This is a genomic window from Acetobacter senegalensis, from assembly GCF_001499615.1.
GTDB lineage: Bacteria > Pseudomonadota > Alphaproteobacteria > Acetobacterales > Acetobacteraceae > Acetobacter > Acetobacter senegalensis.
In genome coordinates this window covers 1,646,481-1,664,539 of the sequence record NZ_LN606600.1, presented here as the reverse complement: position 1 = coordinate 1,664,539, position 18,059 = coordinate 1,646,481, and the positions used below count along the sequence as shown (strand labels likewise).

General features: G+C 55.9%; 17 protein-coding genes and 1 tRNA gene. 12 read left to right on the top strand and 6 right to left on the bottom strand.

The annotated features are described in order from the left end of the window. Both ASN_RS07390 and secA read right to left on the bottom strand, forming a co-directional pair. Positions 1-750: a YebC/PmpR family DNA-binding transcriptional regulator gene (locus ASN_RS07390; protein ID WP_035382568.1), complete on the bottom strand. Its 750-nt coding sequence runs from the start codon at positions 748-750 to the stop codon at positions 1-3. Positions 751-789: 39 nt separating this feature from the next. Next, positions 790-3,513, bottom strand: a complete 2,724-nt coding sequence (gene secA / locus ASN_RS07385; protein ID WP_058989223.1) for a preprotein translocase subunit SecA — start codon at positions 3,511-3,513, stop codon at positions 790-792. A 236-nt stretch (positions 3,514-3,749) separates the two neighbouring features. On the opposite strand from secA, the gene ASN_RS07380 reads away from it, so the two are divergent. The 5 genes from ASN_RS07380 (at position 3,750) to ASN_RS07360 (ending at position 10,193) form a co-directional block, all read left to right on the top strand. Further along, the gene (locus ASN_RS07380; RefSeq protein WP_058987757.1) at positions 3,750-4,706 is read left to right on the top strand and encodes a peptidylprolyl isomerase; all 957 of its coding nucleotides are present in this window, start codon (positions 3,750-3,752) and stop codon (positions 4,704-4,706) included. A 75-nt stretch (positions 4,707-4,781) separates the two neighbouring features. Further along, positions 4,782-6,029: a bifunctional glutamate N-acetyltransferase/amino-acid acetyltransferase ArgJ gene (gene argJ, locus ASN_RS07375; protein ID WP_058987756.1), complete on the top strand. Its 1,248-nt coding sequence runs from the start codon at positions 4,782-4,784 to the stop codon at positions 6,027-6,029. 68 nt (positions 6,030-6,097) lie between these two features. After that, positions 6,098-6,742, top strand: a complete 645-nt coding sequence (locus ASN_RS07370; RefSeq protein ID WP_006557700.1) for an RDD family protein — start codon at positions 6,098-6,100, stop codon at positions 6,740-6,742. A 33-nt stretch (positions 6,743-6,775) separates the two neighbouring features. After that, the gene (locus ASN_RS07365; protein WP_407922304.1) at positions 6,776-9,442 is read left to right on the top strand and encodes a mechanosensitive ion channel domain-containing protein; all 2,667 of its coding nucleotides are present in this window, start codon (positions 6,776-6,778) and stop codon (positions 9,440-9,442) included. Further along, complete coding sequence (locus tag ASN_RS07360) at positions 9,435-10,193, top strand: 2OG-Fe dioxygenase family protein (RefSeq protein ID WP_058987754.1); 759 nt, start codon at positions 9,435-9,437, stop codon at positions 10,191-10,193. Before ASN_RS07365 ends, ASN_RS07360 begins: the two co-directional genes overlap by 8 nt. Positions 10,194-10,389: 196 nt before the next feature. On the opposite strand, the gene ASN_RS07355 is transcribed toward ASN_RS07360, so the two are convergent. Beyond that, complete coding sequence (locus ASN_RS07355; protein WP_148262716.1) at positions 10,390-10,686, bottom strand: hypothetical protein; 297 nt, start codon at positions 10,684-10,686, stop codon at positions 10,390-10,392. A gap of 180 nt (positions 10,687-10,866) precedes the next feature. Here ASN_RS07355 and ASN_RS07350 point away from each other — a divergent pair, with 180 nt between their 5' ends. Then, a complete protein-coding gene (locus ASN_RS07350) occupies positions 10,867-11,283 on the top strand; it encodes a hypothetical protein (protein WP_148262717.1) in 417 nt (138 codons plus the stop codon). A 141-nt stretch (positions 11,284-11,424) separates the two neighbouring features. Here the strand turns inward: ASN_RS07350 and ASN_RS07345 are convergent, their stop codons facing one another. Both ASN_RS07345 and ASN_RS19895 read right to left on the bottom strand, forming a co-directional pair. Then, the gene (locus ASN_RS07345) at positions 11,425-12,351 is read right to left on the bottom strand and encodes a DnaJ C-terminal domain-containing protein (protein WP_058987752.1); all 927 of its coding nucleotides are present in this window, start codon (positions 12,349-12,351) and stop codon (positions 11,425-11,427) included. After that, positions 12,348-12,518 (bottom strand): hypothetical protein, encoded by a 171-nt coding sequence (locus ASN_RS19895; RefSeq protein WP_006557708.1) that lies wholly within the window; start codon positions 12,516-12,518, stop codon positions 12,348-12,350. Before ASN_RS19895 ends, ASN_RS07345 begins: the two co-directional genes overlap by 4 nt. Before the next feature lie 401 nt (positions 12,519-12,919). On the opposite strand from ASN_RS19895, the gene ASN_RS07340 reads away from it, so the two are divergent. The 5 genes from ASN_RS07340 to ASN_RS07320 all read left to right on the top strand — a co-directional run bounded on the left by ASN_RS07340 (position 12,920) and on the right by ASN_RS07320 (position 15,520). Further along, complete coding sequence (locus tag ASN_RS07340; protein ID WP_035382658.1) at positions 12,920-13,210, top strand: accessory factor UbiK family protein; 291 nt, start codon at positions 12,920-12,922, stop codon at positions 13,208-13,210. A gap of 93 nt (positions 13,211-13,303) precedes the next feature. After that, the gene (locus ASN_RS07335; protein WP_035382550.1) at positions 13,304-13,804 is read left to right on the top strand and encodes a type III secretion system chaperone family protein; all 501 of its coding nucleotides are present in this window, start codon (positions 13,304-13,306) and stop codon (positions 13,802-13,804) included. Beyond that, positions 13,804-14,625 carry a pyrroline-5-carboxylate reductase gene (gene proC, locus ASN_RS07330; RefSeq protein ID WP_058987751.1) on the top strand — a complete coding sequence of 274 codons (822 nt, stop codon included), beginning with the start codon at positions 13,804-13,806 and terminating at the stop codon, positions 14,623-14,625. The genes ASN_RS07335 and proC overlap by 1 nt, the downstream gene beginning before the upstream one ends. 99 nt (positions 14,626-14,724) lie before the next feature. Then, entirely contained in the window at positions 14,725-15,375 is a 651-nt protein-coding gene (locus ASN_RS07325; RefSeq protein WP_058987750.1) for a hypothetical protein, read from the top strand. Between the two features lie 70 nt (positions 15,376-15,445). Further along, positions 15,446-15,520: transfer RNA gene (locus tag ASN_RS07320), tRNA-Gln, on the top strand. Between the two features lie 341 nt (positions 15,521-15,861). Here the strand turns inward: ASN_RS07320 and ASN_RS07315 are convergent. Further along, the gene (locus ASN_RS07315) at positions 15,862-17,304 is read right to left on the bottom strand and encodes a DUF2142 domain-containing protein (RefSeq protein WP_082666614.1); all 1,443 of its coding nucleotides are present in this window, start codon (positions 17,302-17,304) and stop codon (positions 15,862-15,864) included. 185 nt (positions 17,305-17,489) lie between these two features. Here ASN_RS07315 and ASN_RS07310 point away from each other — a divergent pair, with 185 nt between their 5' ends. Beyond that, positions 17,490-18,035, top strand: coding sequence for a hypothetical protein (locus ASN_RS07310; RefSeq protein WP_058987748.1), 546 nt, complete (start codon positions 17,490-17,492; stop codon positions 18,033-18,035). Positions 18,036-18,059 lie beyond the last annotated feature (24 nt).

Below are 18,059 nucleotides of genomic sequence, written 5' to 3'. Positions count from 1 at the left end.
TCAGGAAGACAGTTTTTCGGCCAGATCATCCGGCAGATCAAAATTGGCGTAAACGTTCTGCACGTCGTCATTGTCTTCCAGAACGTCCAGCAGCTTGAACACGCTGGTGGCTTTTTCTTCATCCAGCGTCACGCTGTTTTCCGGCCGCCAGTCCAGCTTGGCGCTTTCCGGCTCACCAAACTTGGCTTCCAGCGAATCCCGCACAGTAAAGAAAGATTCCACTTCACAGGTGATCTCGTGCGTTGTGTCGGAAGACACAACATTTTCAGCCCCTGCTTCAATGGCGGCTTCCAGCATGTCATCTTCTGAAGCCACAGAAAGCGGATAAGTGATCACACCAAGACGACGGAACATGAAGGAGACCGAATTAGTTTCCCCCAGAGACCCACCATATTTGGAGAACGCCGCGCGCACATCAGATGCCGTGCGATTACGGTTATCGGTCAGGGCTTCCACAATAACAGCAACGCCAGCCGGGCCGTAACCTTCGTAGCGCACTTCCACATAATCTTCACCGCCCGCAGCGCCCGTCGCCTTCTTGATGGCGCGGTCAATATTGTCCTTGGGCATGTTCACATCACGCGCGGCGGCAATAGCCGCCCGCAGGCGCGGGTTGGACGCAGGGTCAGGCAAGCCGGAACGGGCAGCAACCGTCAGTTCACGAATAACCTTGGCAAACTGTTTAGCCCGCTTGGCATCCTGCGCACCTTTGCGGTGCATGATGTTCTTAAATTGGGAATGACCCGCCATAGTTCCTTACCTAACTGTCCCGTCCACACTCCCGCCTGCTCAGATCAGGCGGCCATGACAATGTTTATATTTTTTGCCTGAACCACAGGGGCATGGCGCGTTACGCGGTGTTTCGCCCCAGCTTGACGGATCATCCGGCATGATGGCACTGGCCCCGATGGGTACTGCCATTTCAGGCGCAGCACCCGGAGACAATCCCGGTCCGGGTTCGGACTCAAAGCCCGGAATTTCCGGGTTTGCGTGAACTTCTGCTGTATCGGCAAACGGATCAACCGTGCCAGCCGGAGCCACTTCCACACGCGCCACCAGAGACACAACGCGTTCACGCATTTCTTCAAGCATGATGGTGAAGAGCTGGAAGGCCTCATGCTTGTATTCGTTCAGCGGATCTTTCTGGCCGTATGCCCGCAGCCCGATGCCCTGACGCATCTGATCCAGCGCGTGCAGATGCTCTTTCCAAACGGCATCATAGGTGGTCAGCAAGACCTGTTTTTCAATGAACCGCATCAGATCCGGGCCAAGATTGGCAGCCCGGGCGGCATGTGCCTGCGTAGCAGCCTGACTGATGCGCTCAGCAACCTGCTCCGCATCCATGCCGTCTTCCTTCGCCCATTCGGCAATCGGCAGATCAAGTGCGAATGTCTTGTTTACAGCCGCATGCAGTCCGTCCACATCCCATTGTTCCGCAAAGGATTTTTCAGGGATATGGCGCGCCACCATGGCGTCAATCACATCTTCCTGCGCTTCCGCAATGATGGAGGACACATCCTCGGTAGACATGTATTCCCGGCGCTGAGCGTACACTTCCTTGCGCTGGTCATTCATCACGTCATCATATTTGAGCGTGTTCTTGCGCATGTCGAAGTTGCGGGCTTCAACTTTTTTCTGCGCCCGTTCCAGCGCCTTGCTCAGCCAGGGGTGAACAATGGCCTCGCCTTCTTTCATGCCCATTTTCTGGAACATGCCGCCCATGCGGTCAGACCCGAAAATCCGCATCAGGTCATCTTGCAGGGAGATAAAGAACCGCGAATTACCCGGATCACCCTGACGCCCGGCGCGACCCCGCAACTGGTTATCAATCCGGCGGCTTTCATGCCGCTCGGTGCCGATAACGAACAGGCCACCGGCCTGCTTCACAATCTCATGGTCACGGGTCACACGGTCCCGAATGGCCTGCTCGGCCGCATCCCGTTCCGGTGACGGCTCCATGCCTTCAAGCTGCTGCTCTATCAGCATGTCAACATTGCCGCCCAGTTTGATGTCCGTCCCACGTCCGGCCATGTTGGTGGCAATGGTGATAGCGCCCGGAGACCCCGCCTGCGCCACAATCTTGGCTTCCATTTCATGGAAGCGGGCATTGAGCACATTATGGGGAATGTTTTCCTGCTTCAGCAGGGCGGAAAGCGCTTCACTTTTCTCAATGGAGGTCGTGCCTACCAGAATAGGCTGGTTGCGCTCATGCACCTCACGGATAAGACGCGTGACAGCCGCGAATTTCTCCGCTTCCGTCAGATAGATCTCATCATCTTCATCTTTACGGGCAACTGGCCGGTTGGTGGGAATTTCCACCACATCCAACTTGTAGATTTCCGCAAATTCGTCGGCCTCGGTCATGGCCGTGCCGGTCATGCCGGACAGTTTGGGATAAAGACGGAAGAAGTTCTGGAAGGTGATGGAGGCCAGCGTCTGGTTTTCCTGCTGGACCTCAACATGTTCCTTGGCTTCCAGCGCCTGATGCAGACCATCCGAATACCGGCGGCCTTCCATCATGCGGCCGGTGAATTCATCAATAATCACCACCTTGCCGCCCCGCACGATGTAATCCACATCACGCGAGAACAGGGTATGAGCCCGCAGAGACTGCTGCACATGATGAACCACAGCCACATGATGCAGGTCATACAACCCGCCTTCATCCAGCACGCCAGCTTCCCGCAGCAGGTCTTCCACCTTGTCAGACCCGGCATCCGTCAGCACAACGCTGCGGAACTTTTCGTCTTTTTCATAAGTTGCGGGGTCCTGCACCAGCCGGACCACAACTTCATCCACAGCACGGTACAGATCTGAACTGTCTTCCGCAGGGCCGGAAATAATCAGCGGCGTACGCGCTTCATCAATCAGGATGGAATCCACTTCGTCCACAATGGCGTGGTAGAAGGGGCGCTGAACCATCTCTTCCAAGCGATACTTCATGTTATCGCGCAGGTAATCAAAGCCGAATTCGTTATTGGTGCCGTAGGTGATATCCGCCGCATAGGCCGCACGGCGGGCTTCATCAGGCATGTTGGGCACGATCGTCCCGGTGGTCAGCCCCAGAAAGCCATAAAGCCTGCTCATCTCGGCCGCATCGCGGGAGGCGAGGTAGTCGTTCACCGTCACCACATGTACGCCTTTGCCAGCCAGGGCACTGAGGTACACTGCCAGCGTTGCCACCAGCGTCTTGCCTTCCCCGGTGCGCATTTCGGCAATACGGCCAGCCTGCAGCACCATGCCGCCAATAAGCTGCACGTCAAAATGCCGCATACCCAGCACCCGGCGGGATGCCTCACGCGCCACAGCGAACGCTTCAGGCAGGAGGCTGTCTAGCGTGGCCCCCTGGGCCAGCCGTTCACGAAACTCTCCCGTCTTGGCTGCAAGCGCGGCGTCATCCAGCGCCTGCATCTGGGGTTCCAGGGCGTTGATTTCCGGCACGCGGCGCTGGAACATCTTGAGCGTCCGATCATTGGCAGTGCCGAACAGGGCGCGGACGAAGCTTGCGAGCATGAAAACCTTTCCGGAACAATGCGCGACCCCTTCCGCCTTCCATCCGGAACCAGACCGGCGGAGACAGAACAAGGCATCAGCATGGAGTGGCTCGGGGGCAAAATAGGGCCGAGGCCGCCTGCGGTCAACCAATCACCCCGGTTTCTTGCCTTGCACCCGGCAAGAGGGCTTGCAGGGCTGGGGAGCCTCCTTCATAGAGGTAACACTGTTTAGTCCTTAGTTTAGGGTTTGTCCTCATGCGGTTTACCAAACAGGCCTTCGCTCTTGCAGCTACGGCCCTGCTTGCCTCCACTGCCTTTTCTGCTTCTTCTTTTGCGGCTCCGGCTGCACCGGCAGCGGCTCCCGCCACGCCGACAGCTCCTCCAGCAAAGCCGGTAGACCCGAATGCCGTGGTCGCTACCGTGAACGGTGAAAAGATCACGGTGTCTGATGTGCAGGACGCCCTGTCCAACATGCCGCCGCAGATGCGCCAGCTGCCGCCGAACCTGATCTTCCCGATGCTGGTCAATCAGCTGGCTGATCAGAAAGCCATCCAGATTGTTGCCCGCAAGGAAGGTCTGGACAAGACACCAGACGTCAAGAAAATGATGGATGCTGCTTCCATCAATGCGCTACAGAATGCATGGCTGTCCAAGCAGGTTACGCCCCAGCTGACGGATACGGCCATTGAGCAGTATTATCAGCAGAATTACGCTGGCAAGCCGCCGGAACAGGAAGTGCATGCCCGCCACATCCTGGTAAAGACCGAAGCTGAAGCCAACGATGTGATCAAGAAGCTGAAAGCTGGCGCAGACTTTGGCAAGCTGGCCGCGGAAGTTTCAACCGATACCGGCAGCGCCAAGCAGAACGGTGGTGATCTGGGCTGGTTCAAGAAAGAAGACATGATCCCGGCCTTCTCAACCGCTGCCTTCGCCATGAAAAAGGGCGATATCAGCAGCACGCCGGTCAAAAGCCAGTACGGCTACCATGTCATTCAGGTGCTTGATACCCGCACTGATCCCGTGCCGTCTCTGGACAGCGTGAAAGACAAGATCCGTCAGGCTCTGATCCAGAAATACGTGCGTGAAGCCGTTGGCAAAGCCACCAGTGATGTCAAGATTGTCCGGTTTGATCCCTCAACCGGCAAGCAGCTTCCTGATGCGCCTCCTCCCGGCACACCGGGCGCAGCACCGGCTGCTCCGGCAAAAAAATAATCTGATCTGACCACTCTCTTCCAGCCGCCATGCTTCCTGCATGGCGGTTCTGCCGTTTCAAGGACATAAAGCGTTATGGCACACGCCCTCCCCGTTTCTCCTCTCGCCCGGCCTCTTCCTGAGCTTGGTGTTATTCGCGGGGTGCGCCTTGGCGCGGCGGAAGCAGGTATCCGTTACAAAGGCCGGACAGATCTGGTTCTGGCCGAATTTACCCCCGGCACCACAGTGGCGGGTGTCTTTACCCAGACAAAATGTGCTGGCGCACCGGTTGACTGGTGCCGCTCCGTGCTACCGCACGGACAGGCAGGGGCGCTGGTGGTCAATGCCGGGAACGCCAACGTCTTTACCGGTCGCGCAGGCCGCGAAACCTGTGAAGCCACGGCGGAAACCGCAGCCAAACTGGCCGGATGTTCGCTGGATGCCGTCTATCTGGCCTCCACTGGTGTGATCGGGGCGATTCTTCCGCATGAGCGCATTACAAATGTGCTGCCCGCGCTGCACACTGCACTCAGCGAAACCGGGTGGGAAGCCGCAGCACGCGGCATCATGACCACTGATACGTTTCCGAAAGCCGCTGTGCGCACTGCCACGCTGAACGGCACCACTGTGACCATTCAGGGCATTGCCAAGGGCAGCGGCATGATTGCGCCAGACATGGCCACCATGCTGGCGTTCGTGGCGACCGATGCCGCTCTTCCGGCACCTGTGTTGCAAAGTCTGCTTTCAGCAGATGTCAAAACCACCTTCAACTGCATCACGGTCGATTCTGATACCTCCACCTCAGACATGGTTCTGCTGTTCGCCACAGGTGCGGCGCAGAATCCGCCTGTTGCAGCAGAAATTGACGCCCTGAATGACGCCGCACTGGCAGATTTCCGCGCAGCCCTGAAAGCGGTGCTGCATGACCTGGCACTTCTCGTCATTCGGGACGGAGAAGGGGCCACCAAGCTCATGAACATTCGGGTGACGGGTGCAGTCTCTGATGCGTCCGCATGGCGTGTTGGCATGGCCATTGGCAATTCCCCGCTGGTGAAAACCGCTGTTGCGGGAGAAGACGCAAACTGGGGCCGCGTTGTCATGGCCGTAGGCAAATGCGGCGAACCGGCAGATCGTGACACACTTTCCGTTTCCATAGGCGGTGTTTGCATTGCCCGTGATGGCACTGTTGTGGCGAACTATGATGAAACCCCCGTGGTTGCCCACATGAAGGGGCAGGAAATTGATATCGCCGTTGATCTTGGCCTTGGCACAGGATCAGCTCAGGTCTGGAGCTGTGATCTGACCCACGGCTATATTGATATCAACGGCTCCTACCGCAGTTAGCCCCGCCGCCCACACGGACGGTTCATGTTCGCTGCTTCGCCAGCAACAGTTTTTAAGGAACAGGCCTGATGTCCGCTTCTGATCTGCCGCCCGGCTGGGGAGGCCCGTCGCAACATTCGGATAACGGTTTCTATACACCACAGGAGGGCATTGGCCGCCCGATGTGGATTTACGCTGGCTTCTGGTGGCGTGTGTGGGCTTTTATAATTGATAGTGTCATTCTGAGCGTGGTGGATGGCGTGCTGGGCTTCTTCATGTTGCCTGACCTGAAAGTGGAATGGGAGGAAACCCCCATTCCCGACGCATCCGGCCAGACCATGGATGTTGTGGATATCGCCTCCTTCGTGCAGCCGGAAACGGCGTCCGTCCTTATTCCGCATATTCATGCAGGCAACTGGCATCTGCCCAGCCTGTTTCTGGCACTGCTTCCGGCCCTGTATTTCATTTTCTTTGAATCGTCCTCCTTCCGCGCCACACCGGGCAAACGGCTATGCCGTCTGGAAGTCACCACCACCCGCGGCAGACAGATTTCCATTGGCCGGGCGACAGTGCGTTTTCTGGTAAAGGCCTTCATCTCGTTCCCGTTTTTTTACATCGGGGTGCTGATGGTGGCTTTCACGCGCCACAAACAGGCGCTGCATGACCTGATTGCGGATACGCTGGTTATCCGGTCTGAAACTGCACAGGTTGTGACTTTCGAACCCCGTTCCTGAAACGCCGGCCATCCCTGCCCTCCGGCGGTCTTGATACTGCCGGAATTGCCCCCTACCCTTGAGCGCACTTATCGGGCATTCACCGCCCATTCTCTCATCGCGCTGAATACAAGGAGACGGCACGCCATGGCGGCAACAAGCCTGGTGCGGGGCTCGACCAGAACTCAATCTGCTTTTTCTTCGTCTTTATCTTTATGGAGCAGATCTTTCTTTGCGCTCTGCTGCCTCTGCCTGCTTCTGGCAGGTATGGTCCCCGGCTTTGCCTCTCTGGCGCACGCGGCAGATGCACCTGCCGCCGCAACGCCCAGTGCAACGGGTTCGCTCAGCAAGGAAGATGCCCAACAGCTTCTGAACGTGCTGAATGACCCGAAAAAGCGCGAGGACTTCACCCACACACTCTCCCTGATGGCAAAAGGCCTACCTGCCGCAGCGCCAGCAGCCGCCAAACCTGCCGCCGCTGCCCCCGCCGTTGTGGATAGTGATGTCAATTCAGAGCTGGATAATCTGACATCATCCATGCAGGGATATGTTCAGAATTTTGCCGGTCTGTTCAAGGATCTGGGGTTTGTCGGCTCATGGTTCCGCAGCCAGATCAGCAATCCGGAAACCCGAAAAACCCTGCTGGACGCCTTCAGCCGCGCCGCAATCATTCTGCTGGCAGCCCTGGCTCTGGAACGCGGCACCAGCCTGATGCTGAAAAAGCCGCTTACCGCTGTCACCTCTCATGCGGAAGCCCGCGAACGCAAACAGGAAGCTTCGGCCGCAGTCGAATCTGTTCAGGCAGCCACCTCCACACCCGATGGAGACAACACTCAGACCCGCGCGGATGATCAGAGACGACGGAATGAGGTCATGCGCTATCTGGTGCGTGTACCTTACAATTTCCTGCACTTCCTGCTCAAACTGCTGCCTGTGGTTGTCGCTCTGGCCATTGGTTATCTGGGCGCAGAATTTCTGACCACCACATCGCAGGCGCGCACCGTCACCATCACGCTGACAAACGCCTATGTTGTGGCACGCGGCCTTTACCTGCTTCTGGAAACAGGGCTCGCCCCCCGTTCGCCGGCCATCCGGCTTATCCCTGCGCAGGATAACACGGCACGGATGCTGACCCGGTGGTGGAACGTACTGGTTGCTGCTCCCTCTCTGGTCATCTGTCTTTCCACACTGGGCAGCGAATTCAATCTGGCCCCTCGCGGCACGGAAGCCATGCTCCGTGCCGTGGTGCTGGTGCAGCATCTGATCATTGCCGCCTTTATCTGGCGGGTGCGCCATATTGTGGCCAATTCGCTCCAGCCGTCCCCGGAACTCCGTAAAAACGCCTTCTGGGCCTTTGTCGGGGCCATGGCGCGCTTCTGGTGGATTCCCGTCCTGTTCCTGGATATTGCTCTGTGGTTTGTGTGGGCCGCACACCTGAAGGGCGGCTATCAGTGGATCCTGCGTGGCACCCTGCTCACGCTTGTCTGCCTGGTTCTCGCACGTCTGATCGCTGTGCTGGCTTACGGGTTGCAGGATCGTCTGTTCCGTATCAGCGATGCCATGGAGGCCGAATATCCCGGTCTGCAAAAACGGGCGGATTATTACTATCCCTTCGTGCGGCGCATGCTGACGGTCTTTATCGTCTTTGTTGCCGCCATCAGCATTGCGCAGAGCTGGAACATCCCCAGCTTCCATTTCTTCTTTGAAAATCCGCTTGGCTCGCGTCTGGTCAGCGCCGCCGTGATCCTGACACTGGGTCTGGTCATCGCCTCCGTGGCGTGGGAAGTTATCAACGGCCTGCTGAACAAGCAGATTGACCGTTACACAACATCCTCCCAATCAGCTCGGGCCACGCGGCTACGCACCATTCTGCCCATTATCCGTACCGTGCTGCTGGTGTTCATTGTGGTGATTGTCACCGTCACAACGCTCTCCCAGATCGGGATCAATGTCACACCCCTGCTGACAGGTGCCGGAATTCTGGGTGTGGGCCTGTCCTTCGGGTCCCAGAGCTTGTGGAAAGACGTGATCACGGGCTTCTTCATGCTGGCGGAAGACGCCATTCAGGTGGGGGACTGGGTCACAACCAGCGGTGTCTCCGGCACGGTTGAACAGCTTTCCATCAGGACGCTTCGTGTGCGGTCCATTGATGGTGATCTGCATATCATCCCGTTCTCGTCCGTCACCTCCATTGCCAACACTGGCCGCGGCTTCAACCAGATCATCATCAAGCAGGTGCTGGATCTGGGCGAAGACCAGAAAAAAGTGGTGCACATCCTAGCAGAGGTAGTGAAGGAAATGCGGACGGAAGACAGTTTCCGCCATATCATTTTCTCCGATTACAATGATCTGGGAGTTGATTGCAGCGACAGTAACGGCGCGGTGCTGGTTGGCAGCATCCGTACTGCCCCCATGATGAAGTGGAAGGTCCAGCGCGAATTCTATCGCCGTCTGGCTAACCGCATGGCGGCTGCTGGCGTTAAATTCTACACACCGACATCGTACTACACCACGCCGCCGGGCAACGCCATGCATCTGGCCATGGACGCCATGCCTGAGTGGACTCCGCCCCAGCCCGCAGCCGGTGCTGCGCAAGCTGCTCCGGCAACTCACCCCCCGGTCGCTGCCCCTCAGGCGGACGTCCAGAAACCACAGGCACCCCACCCCACCGAGGAAAACCCGCAGGGGAAAGCCTCTCCAGAAGGTCCAGCACATGCCTGATGACGCAGACCACCCCGTTGACCAGACTGTGCCGCAAATGCTCGGCACACTGGAAACGCCTCTGGCCAAGGAAGGCTTCACATACCAGCAGGCCGGCTTCATGCGTCCCCTGCTGGAACAGTTTGGTCTGGCACAATGGAACAGCTTTGCTGAAAGCTGGGACCATCTGGGGGTAGATCGGTATATGGCGGATGGCGGACGGTATCGCCGCCGCCGGTATGCCACTTACTCCCTCACACCGGACCAGATTCTCCGTAAGCCGCATCAACCCCATTACCAAAGCCGGGATTACAATACCCTGAATGGCGGGATTGAGCGGTGGTTCAAACCTGTCACGGACGCAACGGGCCACCACCCGGCGCTGCTGGCCATTCTGGAACTGACCCATCGTATCGCGTCAGATCTGACGCCAGCAGATTTGCAGCCTCAGGCATGGCATGCGGAAGTGCATCAGTTCCGCATTGAAGCCAGTCCTGAATCTTCAGGGCAGCCGACACCCGAAGGCCTGCACCGGGATGGCGTGGACTGGGTGTGTGTGTTGATGGTGAACCGGGAGAATATTGCCAGCGGTGAGACAACCATTCATGACCTCAACCGCAAGGCTGTGGGCAGCTTCACTCTGGCTCACCCGCTAGATGCTGCTTTTGTAAATGATAGCCGAGTTTATCATGGGGTAACGCCCGTTAAACCCGTTGATCCATCCCGTCCGGCATATCGGGATGTTCTGGTTGTCACTCTACGGCACGAGTAAGTCAGCAAAGCTGACAATTACGCCTCTCTCTTCTTCAAGGCTGGCTGAAAAGTCAGCCATTGAGAAGATAGGAGGGATTCCAGAAGTTAAAACCGGGATTTGATAGGCCGCTGCGAGGCCACCAGGACAAAAGAATCCCACGCCGTCAGCCGCAAAAGATGTTGATGGACTTTAGTCCACTTCATCAGAACGAGATTTAATATCCCACATAAGAAATGGCGTGCAGACCAAGTGCGGCAAAGCCAAACACAAACACCATGGCGCCCACCATCTGAACAATTTCTTTCATACTAATATCATACTCCTTCACTGGTGCGGCCTGAACAGGTGCTGGCGTTACCGGGATAACGGGATCAGCCATCTCGGCTGAGGTTTCAGCCGTTACCGTGTTCCGTGTTTCTTCCACCGCTGCGTCATGTGCGTTCAATTCCTGTTGCGGCGTGAAGGGCTGCATGGGGACGGGTGCATCATGAGATGACTCTGTTCCTGTCATGGCAAAACCCTTTCATTTTTTGCAATACAGACTTGTAATACACACTGATCTGGTGATCAATCGCCCCTCCGTCAAGAGGCGCTTGCCAAATAGTGAGCACCGGCTTCCCGCTGCAAAGGGATGGACGAACCGCCATTGGGCAGGCACATGAAAGAGACCATTCTTTTCGGAGAACCTGCCATGAAACGCCTGTCTGCCCTGTCTTTTGCCTGTGTGGCTGCACTGGGCACCAGCTTCGCCCTGCCTGCCACGGCCCATGCGGGGGATGCCCCTCCGCCTCTGGCGGACGCCCATACGCAATACCCCACCAGCCTGTTTGAAGGGCAGTGGGCCATCATGGCCATGAGTCCCGTGACCGTAGCAGCCAACAAAGCGCTCGGCCCCGCAGCGCGCCTTTTGGTGACACTTCCAGACTCCCTGAAGAAAATTGTCGGGCAGGACCGCTTCTCACTCTCCCGTCAGTCCGGCACCTCCTGGAAAGGCACCTCGGGGGACGCAACGCTCACATTTTCCCTGATTTCTGAAAACAGCGCCCAGATTCACATCACGGGCAAAGATAATCACAAGCTGGATCTGCCGCTCTACCGCGACAACTGATTGAAAACAGCGTCCTCAACAAAAACGGCTCCCGTCCATACAGGAGGGAGCCGTTTTTGTTGAGTCTTGAAGGGTTTTTGCAGGATCTGGCGGCTTTGATTTTAAACCCGCCTGCAGGGCCTCTCAAAAAAACTCGTCGTTTCAGGATGCCTCTTCAGGCGTCCAGTTTTTCAGAAACTCTTCCAATGCCGCGTCAGCCTTGCCGATCTTGACCTGCAAGGTGACATACAGGTTTCCTGCCGGGCGAGACCCATGCGCCTGCACTCCTTTGCCGCGCAAACGCAGTTTGCTGCCACTGTCAGACCCAGCGGGCACGTTCATTTTTACGTCACCTGTTGGAGTCGGCACGGTAATGGAGCCACCTAGCACCGCCGTTTTCAAATCCACCGGCAATGTCTCGTGCAGATCAAACCCATCCCGTGTGTAACGAGCATCCGGCAGCACCGTTATGGTGATCAGGGCGTCTCCTGCTGGCGCACCAGCCGCCCCGGCCTCGCCTTTCCCACGCAGACGCAGCATCTGCCCGTCTTCTATGCCGGGGGGGATTTTGACATCCAGCGTCGCCCCTTCCGGCAGCGTGATGCGGGATGTCCCCCCATTCACGGCTTCCAGAAAGCTGACCTTGAGGGAATAGGACCGATCGGCACCCTTACGCGGGCCTGCACGGCGGGCCCGTGCGCCACCGCCAAACATCCCCCCGAACAGATCGCTCAGATCTTCTTCCGAGAAACCGCCGCCCGGACCACCGGGACCGCCAGGGCCGCCATAACGGAAGCCCCCCATGCCTTCCCCAAAATCACGATAGCCTGCGCCACCGCTATAACCGGGATGCATACGCTCCTGCCCGGAGGCATCAATTTCACCCCGGTCAAATCTGGCACGTTTTTCAGGGTCAGATAAAAGCTCGTTCGCCTGACCAATGGCCTTGAACTGCTCTTCCGCCTTTTTATCCCCGGGGTTCAGATCGGGGTGATATTTTTTGGCCAGATTCCGATACGCCTTGCGGATATCATCCTGACTGGCCGTTTTTGAGACGCCAAGCACCTCATACGGATCACGCGCACTCATGCCTTGTCTCCCTGTGCTGTATCAGAAGCCGGTGCGAAGTTGTCCGTATCAAGCAGACTGATCAGAAGAGCGATGGTCACATCCTGAGCAAACCCGGCTTTCTCTGCCTCCGCAACAAGAGCTTCTAGCCGAGGTTTCAGAAAAGCCTCCGCCGATAGCGTGTTCATATAGTCACGTTCTCCACATCTTCTTTGAAAGTGCGCCCTGTTTTTTGCGTACCTTCAATGGTTTCAATATCTTGATAATAATAATGGGAACGGGCTCCCCCATGGTCAATGGACAAGGACGATCACCAGCCCCTCATCCCGCGTCGGCAGATACTCTCACCTTGCCTGCCAGAAATGCTCCACCTTTTCTGCCCATGCACAAGCCTGATGCGAAGGGAAACTGCTTTCGCCACCAGGCAGGAATTGTCGGGCAATGCCGTATCTGAACAACAGACCATTCAGACATTTCCAAAGAACCAATAGCCTCTGGCCGTCATACTCACTATAAGCCGTAAGGAGACTGAACAGCTTTGACAGAAAAACCAACCTGCCAAAGCGACTTTTTGAGTGGAGAACCGGTGATGACTGACAAACCGCGCTTTTTTGATGATCTGGCCGGCGTAGCCGGTGGCGCTTTTTCAGCCCTGACCGGTGTGCGGGAAGAAATCAACGCCATTGTGCGCAGCCGCGTGGATGAAGTGCTCAGCAGCCTTCAGGTTGTACGCCGTGAAGAATTTGAAGTTGCGCGCGAACTCGCGGCGCAGGCCCGCATCGGGCAGGAAGAAGCTGAACGCCGCATTGCAGCCCTTGAAGCACGTGTAGAAGCACTGGAGCACAAGGCTCACGGTACCCACACTCACCATCAGGCCTGAACCGTTCCGCTTTTTCCGGGAATGGCGGAAGCACGCTTTTGCCATTCGGCCAGAACATCTGCCCGCATCACCCCCCGCAGCTGAGAGTGAGCCATGCCCGCGTTAAGCACTGATACCACCTTGTCCCCCGCCAACCCGCTTGATCTGATGGAACAGGTTATTGGCGGCCTGGGTTGGAACTTTGAGCGCTGCAACCTGACAGAAATGGCCGTGGAAGCACCCGGAAAATGGTGTGACTACGGGCTGTTCTTCTCATGGTCGGCCGAACTGGGTGCCATTCATTTTACGTGTGCGTTTGATCTGAAGGCCCCGGCCCCGCAGCAACGCACCCTGTATGAACTGATCGGCATGGCCAATGAACGCATCTGGATCGGGCATTTCAGTCTGGATCAGGAAGACGGCGTCCTGCTGTTCCGCCACGCCCTGCTTCTGCGCGGCGCACACCTTTCCGTAGAGATGTTTGAAGACCTGATCGACATCGCCCTGACAGAGTGTGAGCGTTTTTATCCCGCATTCCAGTTTTTCCTCTGGGGTGGGCAGAACCCGGCAGACGCACTGGCAGCCGCCATGCTGGATTGCGTGGGAGAAGCCTGATGAACACCACTTCTCTTCTGCCATCCGTACTGCTGGTTGGATGCGGCAAAATGGGCGGAGCCATGCTGGAAGGCTGGATTCGCCATGGGCTCGCTCCCTCTGTGGTCATGGATCGTCATGACCACACGCTACCCGCGCCGCACCAGCATGCCCGCACACTGGCCGATATTCCAGCAGACTTCACGCCAGACATTATTATTCTGGCTGTAAAGCCACAGAAGGCCGATGAGGTTCTGGGGGAACTTGGGCAACGCTTCCCCACAACGCCCCTGCTATCCGTAATGGCGGGACGGACGGTTGAAAATCTGGCGCAACGCTTCAGCGAGGCCAACAGTGCAGCCAAGCCAACCATTATCCGCGCCATGCCCAATACACCCTGCGCCATTGGGGCTGGCATAAGCGGGCTCTACGCCGCTCCCACCGTAACAGATCAGCAAAAGCAGTATTGTGACCAGCTTTTGCAGGCTGTGGGAGAAACCGTATGGGTGGAGCAGGAAGATCTGATCGATTCCGTAACCGCCGTCTCTGGCAGTGGGCCCGCCTATGTCTTTCTGCTGGCCGAACTGATGGAAAAAGCTGGCGTGGAGCAAGGGCTGCCTGCCGAGACCGCCAGAAAACTGGCGCGCCGGACGATATTCGGCGCAGGTGCCCTGATGGATCAGTCGCCGCTTGATGCGGCTGAACTCCGCACACGGGTCACCAGCCCCGGTGGCACCACGGCTGCAGCTTTGGCTGTTCTGATGGCCCCGGATGCCTGGCCTGCCACGGTTTCCGAAGCCATACAGGCTGCGGCACGCCGCGCCAAAGAACTTTCTTCCTGACTTTTCTGACCGCTGGCCTTTTCTGCCCGCATACCATCATGGTGTTCGGACAGAATGGGCCACGCTCTGATCAATTTTTTCGCTAACAGGCCTTTCGCTATGGATACAGATGATTTTGACACAGCCCTTCTTGCCGCCGCCATGGCGCAGGCAGAACAGGGTGGATGGTCTTCCGTTTCTCTTCTTGATGCCGCCCGCACGGCTGGGCTCTCCCTACCAGCAACACGGGAGCGTTTTCCGATCCGGGCCTCTCTGCTTCTGCGTCTGGGCCGCATAGCCGATGATTCCGCACTGGCGGATGATACAGCCACCGGTAATGCACGGGAGCGTCTGTTTGATCTGCTCATGCGCCGTCTGGATGTGTTTCAACAATACCGGAACGGAATCAAGGCTGTACTCCGCGCCCTTCCGTTTGATCCGCCACTGGCTCTTCTCTTGGGGGGCGCCACACTGGAAAGCATGCGCTGGATGGCCGATGCCGCTGGCATCAACACCACTGGGCTGGGCGGCCTTGTGCGTGTGAACATGGTGGTTGGCATATGGACCCATACGCTCCGCACCTGGGAAAAGGACGACAGCGAAGATATGGGCAGCACCATGGCAGCGCTGGATCAGGCCTTAGACAAGGCAACCCGCTTCCGCCTTTTCCCTGCCGAGACAGATATGAACGCGGGCGGCCTGCCAGATCTGGATTTCGCTGAACCCGAACCGCCGCTCCACCCCCACGCCGAAAATACGCCGCAAGAGTAAAAACAGCGCATCCAGCCTCTTTACGAACCGTGCTGGTTGGTCTTAATAGAGGCCAACCGCATTTCTCTGGTGGGGCGTAGCCAAGCGGTAAGGCAGCGGATTTTGATTCCGCCATGCGGAGGTTCGAATCCTCCCGCCCCAGCCATCTTTTCCCGTCACACTATATCTATCACAAACGAATGCCTCATCACGGGGCCGAAGCGTCAGACCCGCTTGTTTTAGCCTCTTCACGATAGAAAATGTTCCCCTACCCAACTGAGGGGAACAGACAAGAAAGACCTCATTATCCCTTATTTGCGCGACCTGCAGTGGGACACTGCGTGAGCGGCATGGCACCACAAACACGCCATTTCAACGTCACCGCACACCGCACACCGCACACCGCACACCGCACACCGCAAAAATGAGCCCTTAGCACTCAACGCGCCATCCTTTTATGCCGCGTTTTTGGTGTTCCTTTGCACGTAACAAAACATGCGTGGCTTATCAGGGCCAATATCGAACGCTGAGACTGCTATAAAGTGTGAACACGGAGAATATCATGAAAATAAAGACCATGGCTTGCAGCGAGAAATTTATATTACTCTGAATTTTCAGAGTTTTTTCGCTTTTTACAATATTCTTATTGTTCATATATAGAATTTGTATCCCGACAGGAAGCAGCAGTATCAGTGGCAGGAAATAACGCCCCTGCACCCCTTCAATGTGATCTGCACCAACGGCAGTCCAACTCAGATACAAGGCCAGAATAATACCGAAGACAGAGCCGCAAAGAAGAGCAAGCACGCCAGATGTAAAGACAATCTGCCTTGTCTGTATTTGTGGCGTCTGCACACAAAACATTCCCAAAAATGAGAGAATCAGACAGACTTCAGCCACATGATAGAAAAGAGGGGGGAGAGAGGTATCAAGCCACCCCAAAACACCTATCGCTTCATGCAGCAATGGCTTACAGTTTTCGATCCCAAAATGAACAAACATGTTGGCCATTTTCAACGGATTATCAAGAACGAACAGCATCTGATTATGAACCGAAACACCCCGCACAGCGATTGTTGTCATTGTCGGGTGTATGCCGATCACAAACCATATCAAAAAAATGCCTGTGCCCAAAAAAGAGGATAACAACGGCCAGACAATGCTTGCCCCTCTTCTTATAAGTAAAACCAAAGGAAGGAGCACAATAGGGGCATAAGGCACTTTTGCAGCTGCAATACACCCCAGAATAACACCAGCCAAGAGTATGAAACCGTGGGATATCTTGTTATCCGGCCGTTTGAAACACTGGCCGATCAAAGCGCATGCGAGCGCACTGAAGGAAAGCAGAATGCCATCCTGCGAGGCCGACGCCATGAGGCTGACACTCATGGGAAGACTAAGAATGACACAAAAAAATGGAGCCATCTGCCCTGCCAGAGCGATAGCAAACATCGCAATGGCTGTACACAAAAGGCCGTTTATGCCTCGGGCAATATACAAGCTTGTTAAAGGCCGGACACCCAGAGCATCGCCCAGCCAAATTCCCAAAACCACTCCCCCGTAGGATGATGGAGGATAAAAAGCTGTATTGGGGTACTCAACAAATTCTGTTTTGCCTGACCAGGGCATCATATACGCTTGCGCCAGACCACCAAGATCAACTTTTTTAGCAGGATTGAACTTCAAATAATCAAATGACTGCGCCATGGGAAACAGGGGAGAAGGCAGAACACCACCACTTTGTGTTGCGCTAAGGCGCGTGCCAGTCACCCCGCCTTCCGCGATCTGAACAGCACGCATAAAATGGTTAAGTTCATCTGCCACCTGAAAGGGAGGAGTCAGCACAACACACTCCAACCCCGCTATCAGCATGAACATTCCATAAATCCAATGTATGGGCAAAAGACTTCTCTTGATTTGAAGAGATCCAAGGCGCCATGTGAATTTCATAGTCCCGCAATCCAAAAATTAAATTATACTTAGTAGCGGGGCAGGAAGATAACACCAACGCCTGCTTTAGGAAATCAAAAAGAAAACACTTTCTGATTTATTGATTTTAAATCCCTTACATTCTGTTATATTAAACAAATAACAAACTAGAAATACAACTTTTAATTGGATGAAAGTTTTATATCGTGAACTCTTCCCCACGTATTTATCTTCCAATTTTATGCCTTGTCCTGCTGCCGTTCATTGCACACTTACCTGACCTTCTTGGTTTACTCATTGAAGATCCCGCCTACCGTACAGCAGGGCCCGGCGTGCGTGGCATCTCATGGCTGCTGTTTGGAACCCCCGGGTGGGTTGATCCCAATGCGGGCGCAACAACAGAAGCTCTCGGTCACGAGGCTGCATTACAATGGCTTTCAGGGCATATTCCCTGGTGGAATACTTACACAGGCTTAGGGATGCCCTTAGCCGCTGAAATGCAAAACTCTGCTTTATTTCTTCCATTCATATTACTTCTTGCTTTGCCGCATGGTGTCATCCTTATTAAAGCAGCCCTTCAGGTTCTGACCGGTTTATGCGCATTTGGTCTTGGAAAATCCATGAAGTTGAGCCTTCCGGCTTGTATCTTCATGGGAATACTCTGTGAATTTTCCGGCACATTCGCATGGTTTGGGCATGGCCCAATAATGCCTCTGCCATTTCTGCCTCTTCTTTGTTTGGGGAGGATTTAATGTTGCAAACGCTGTTGAAAATAA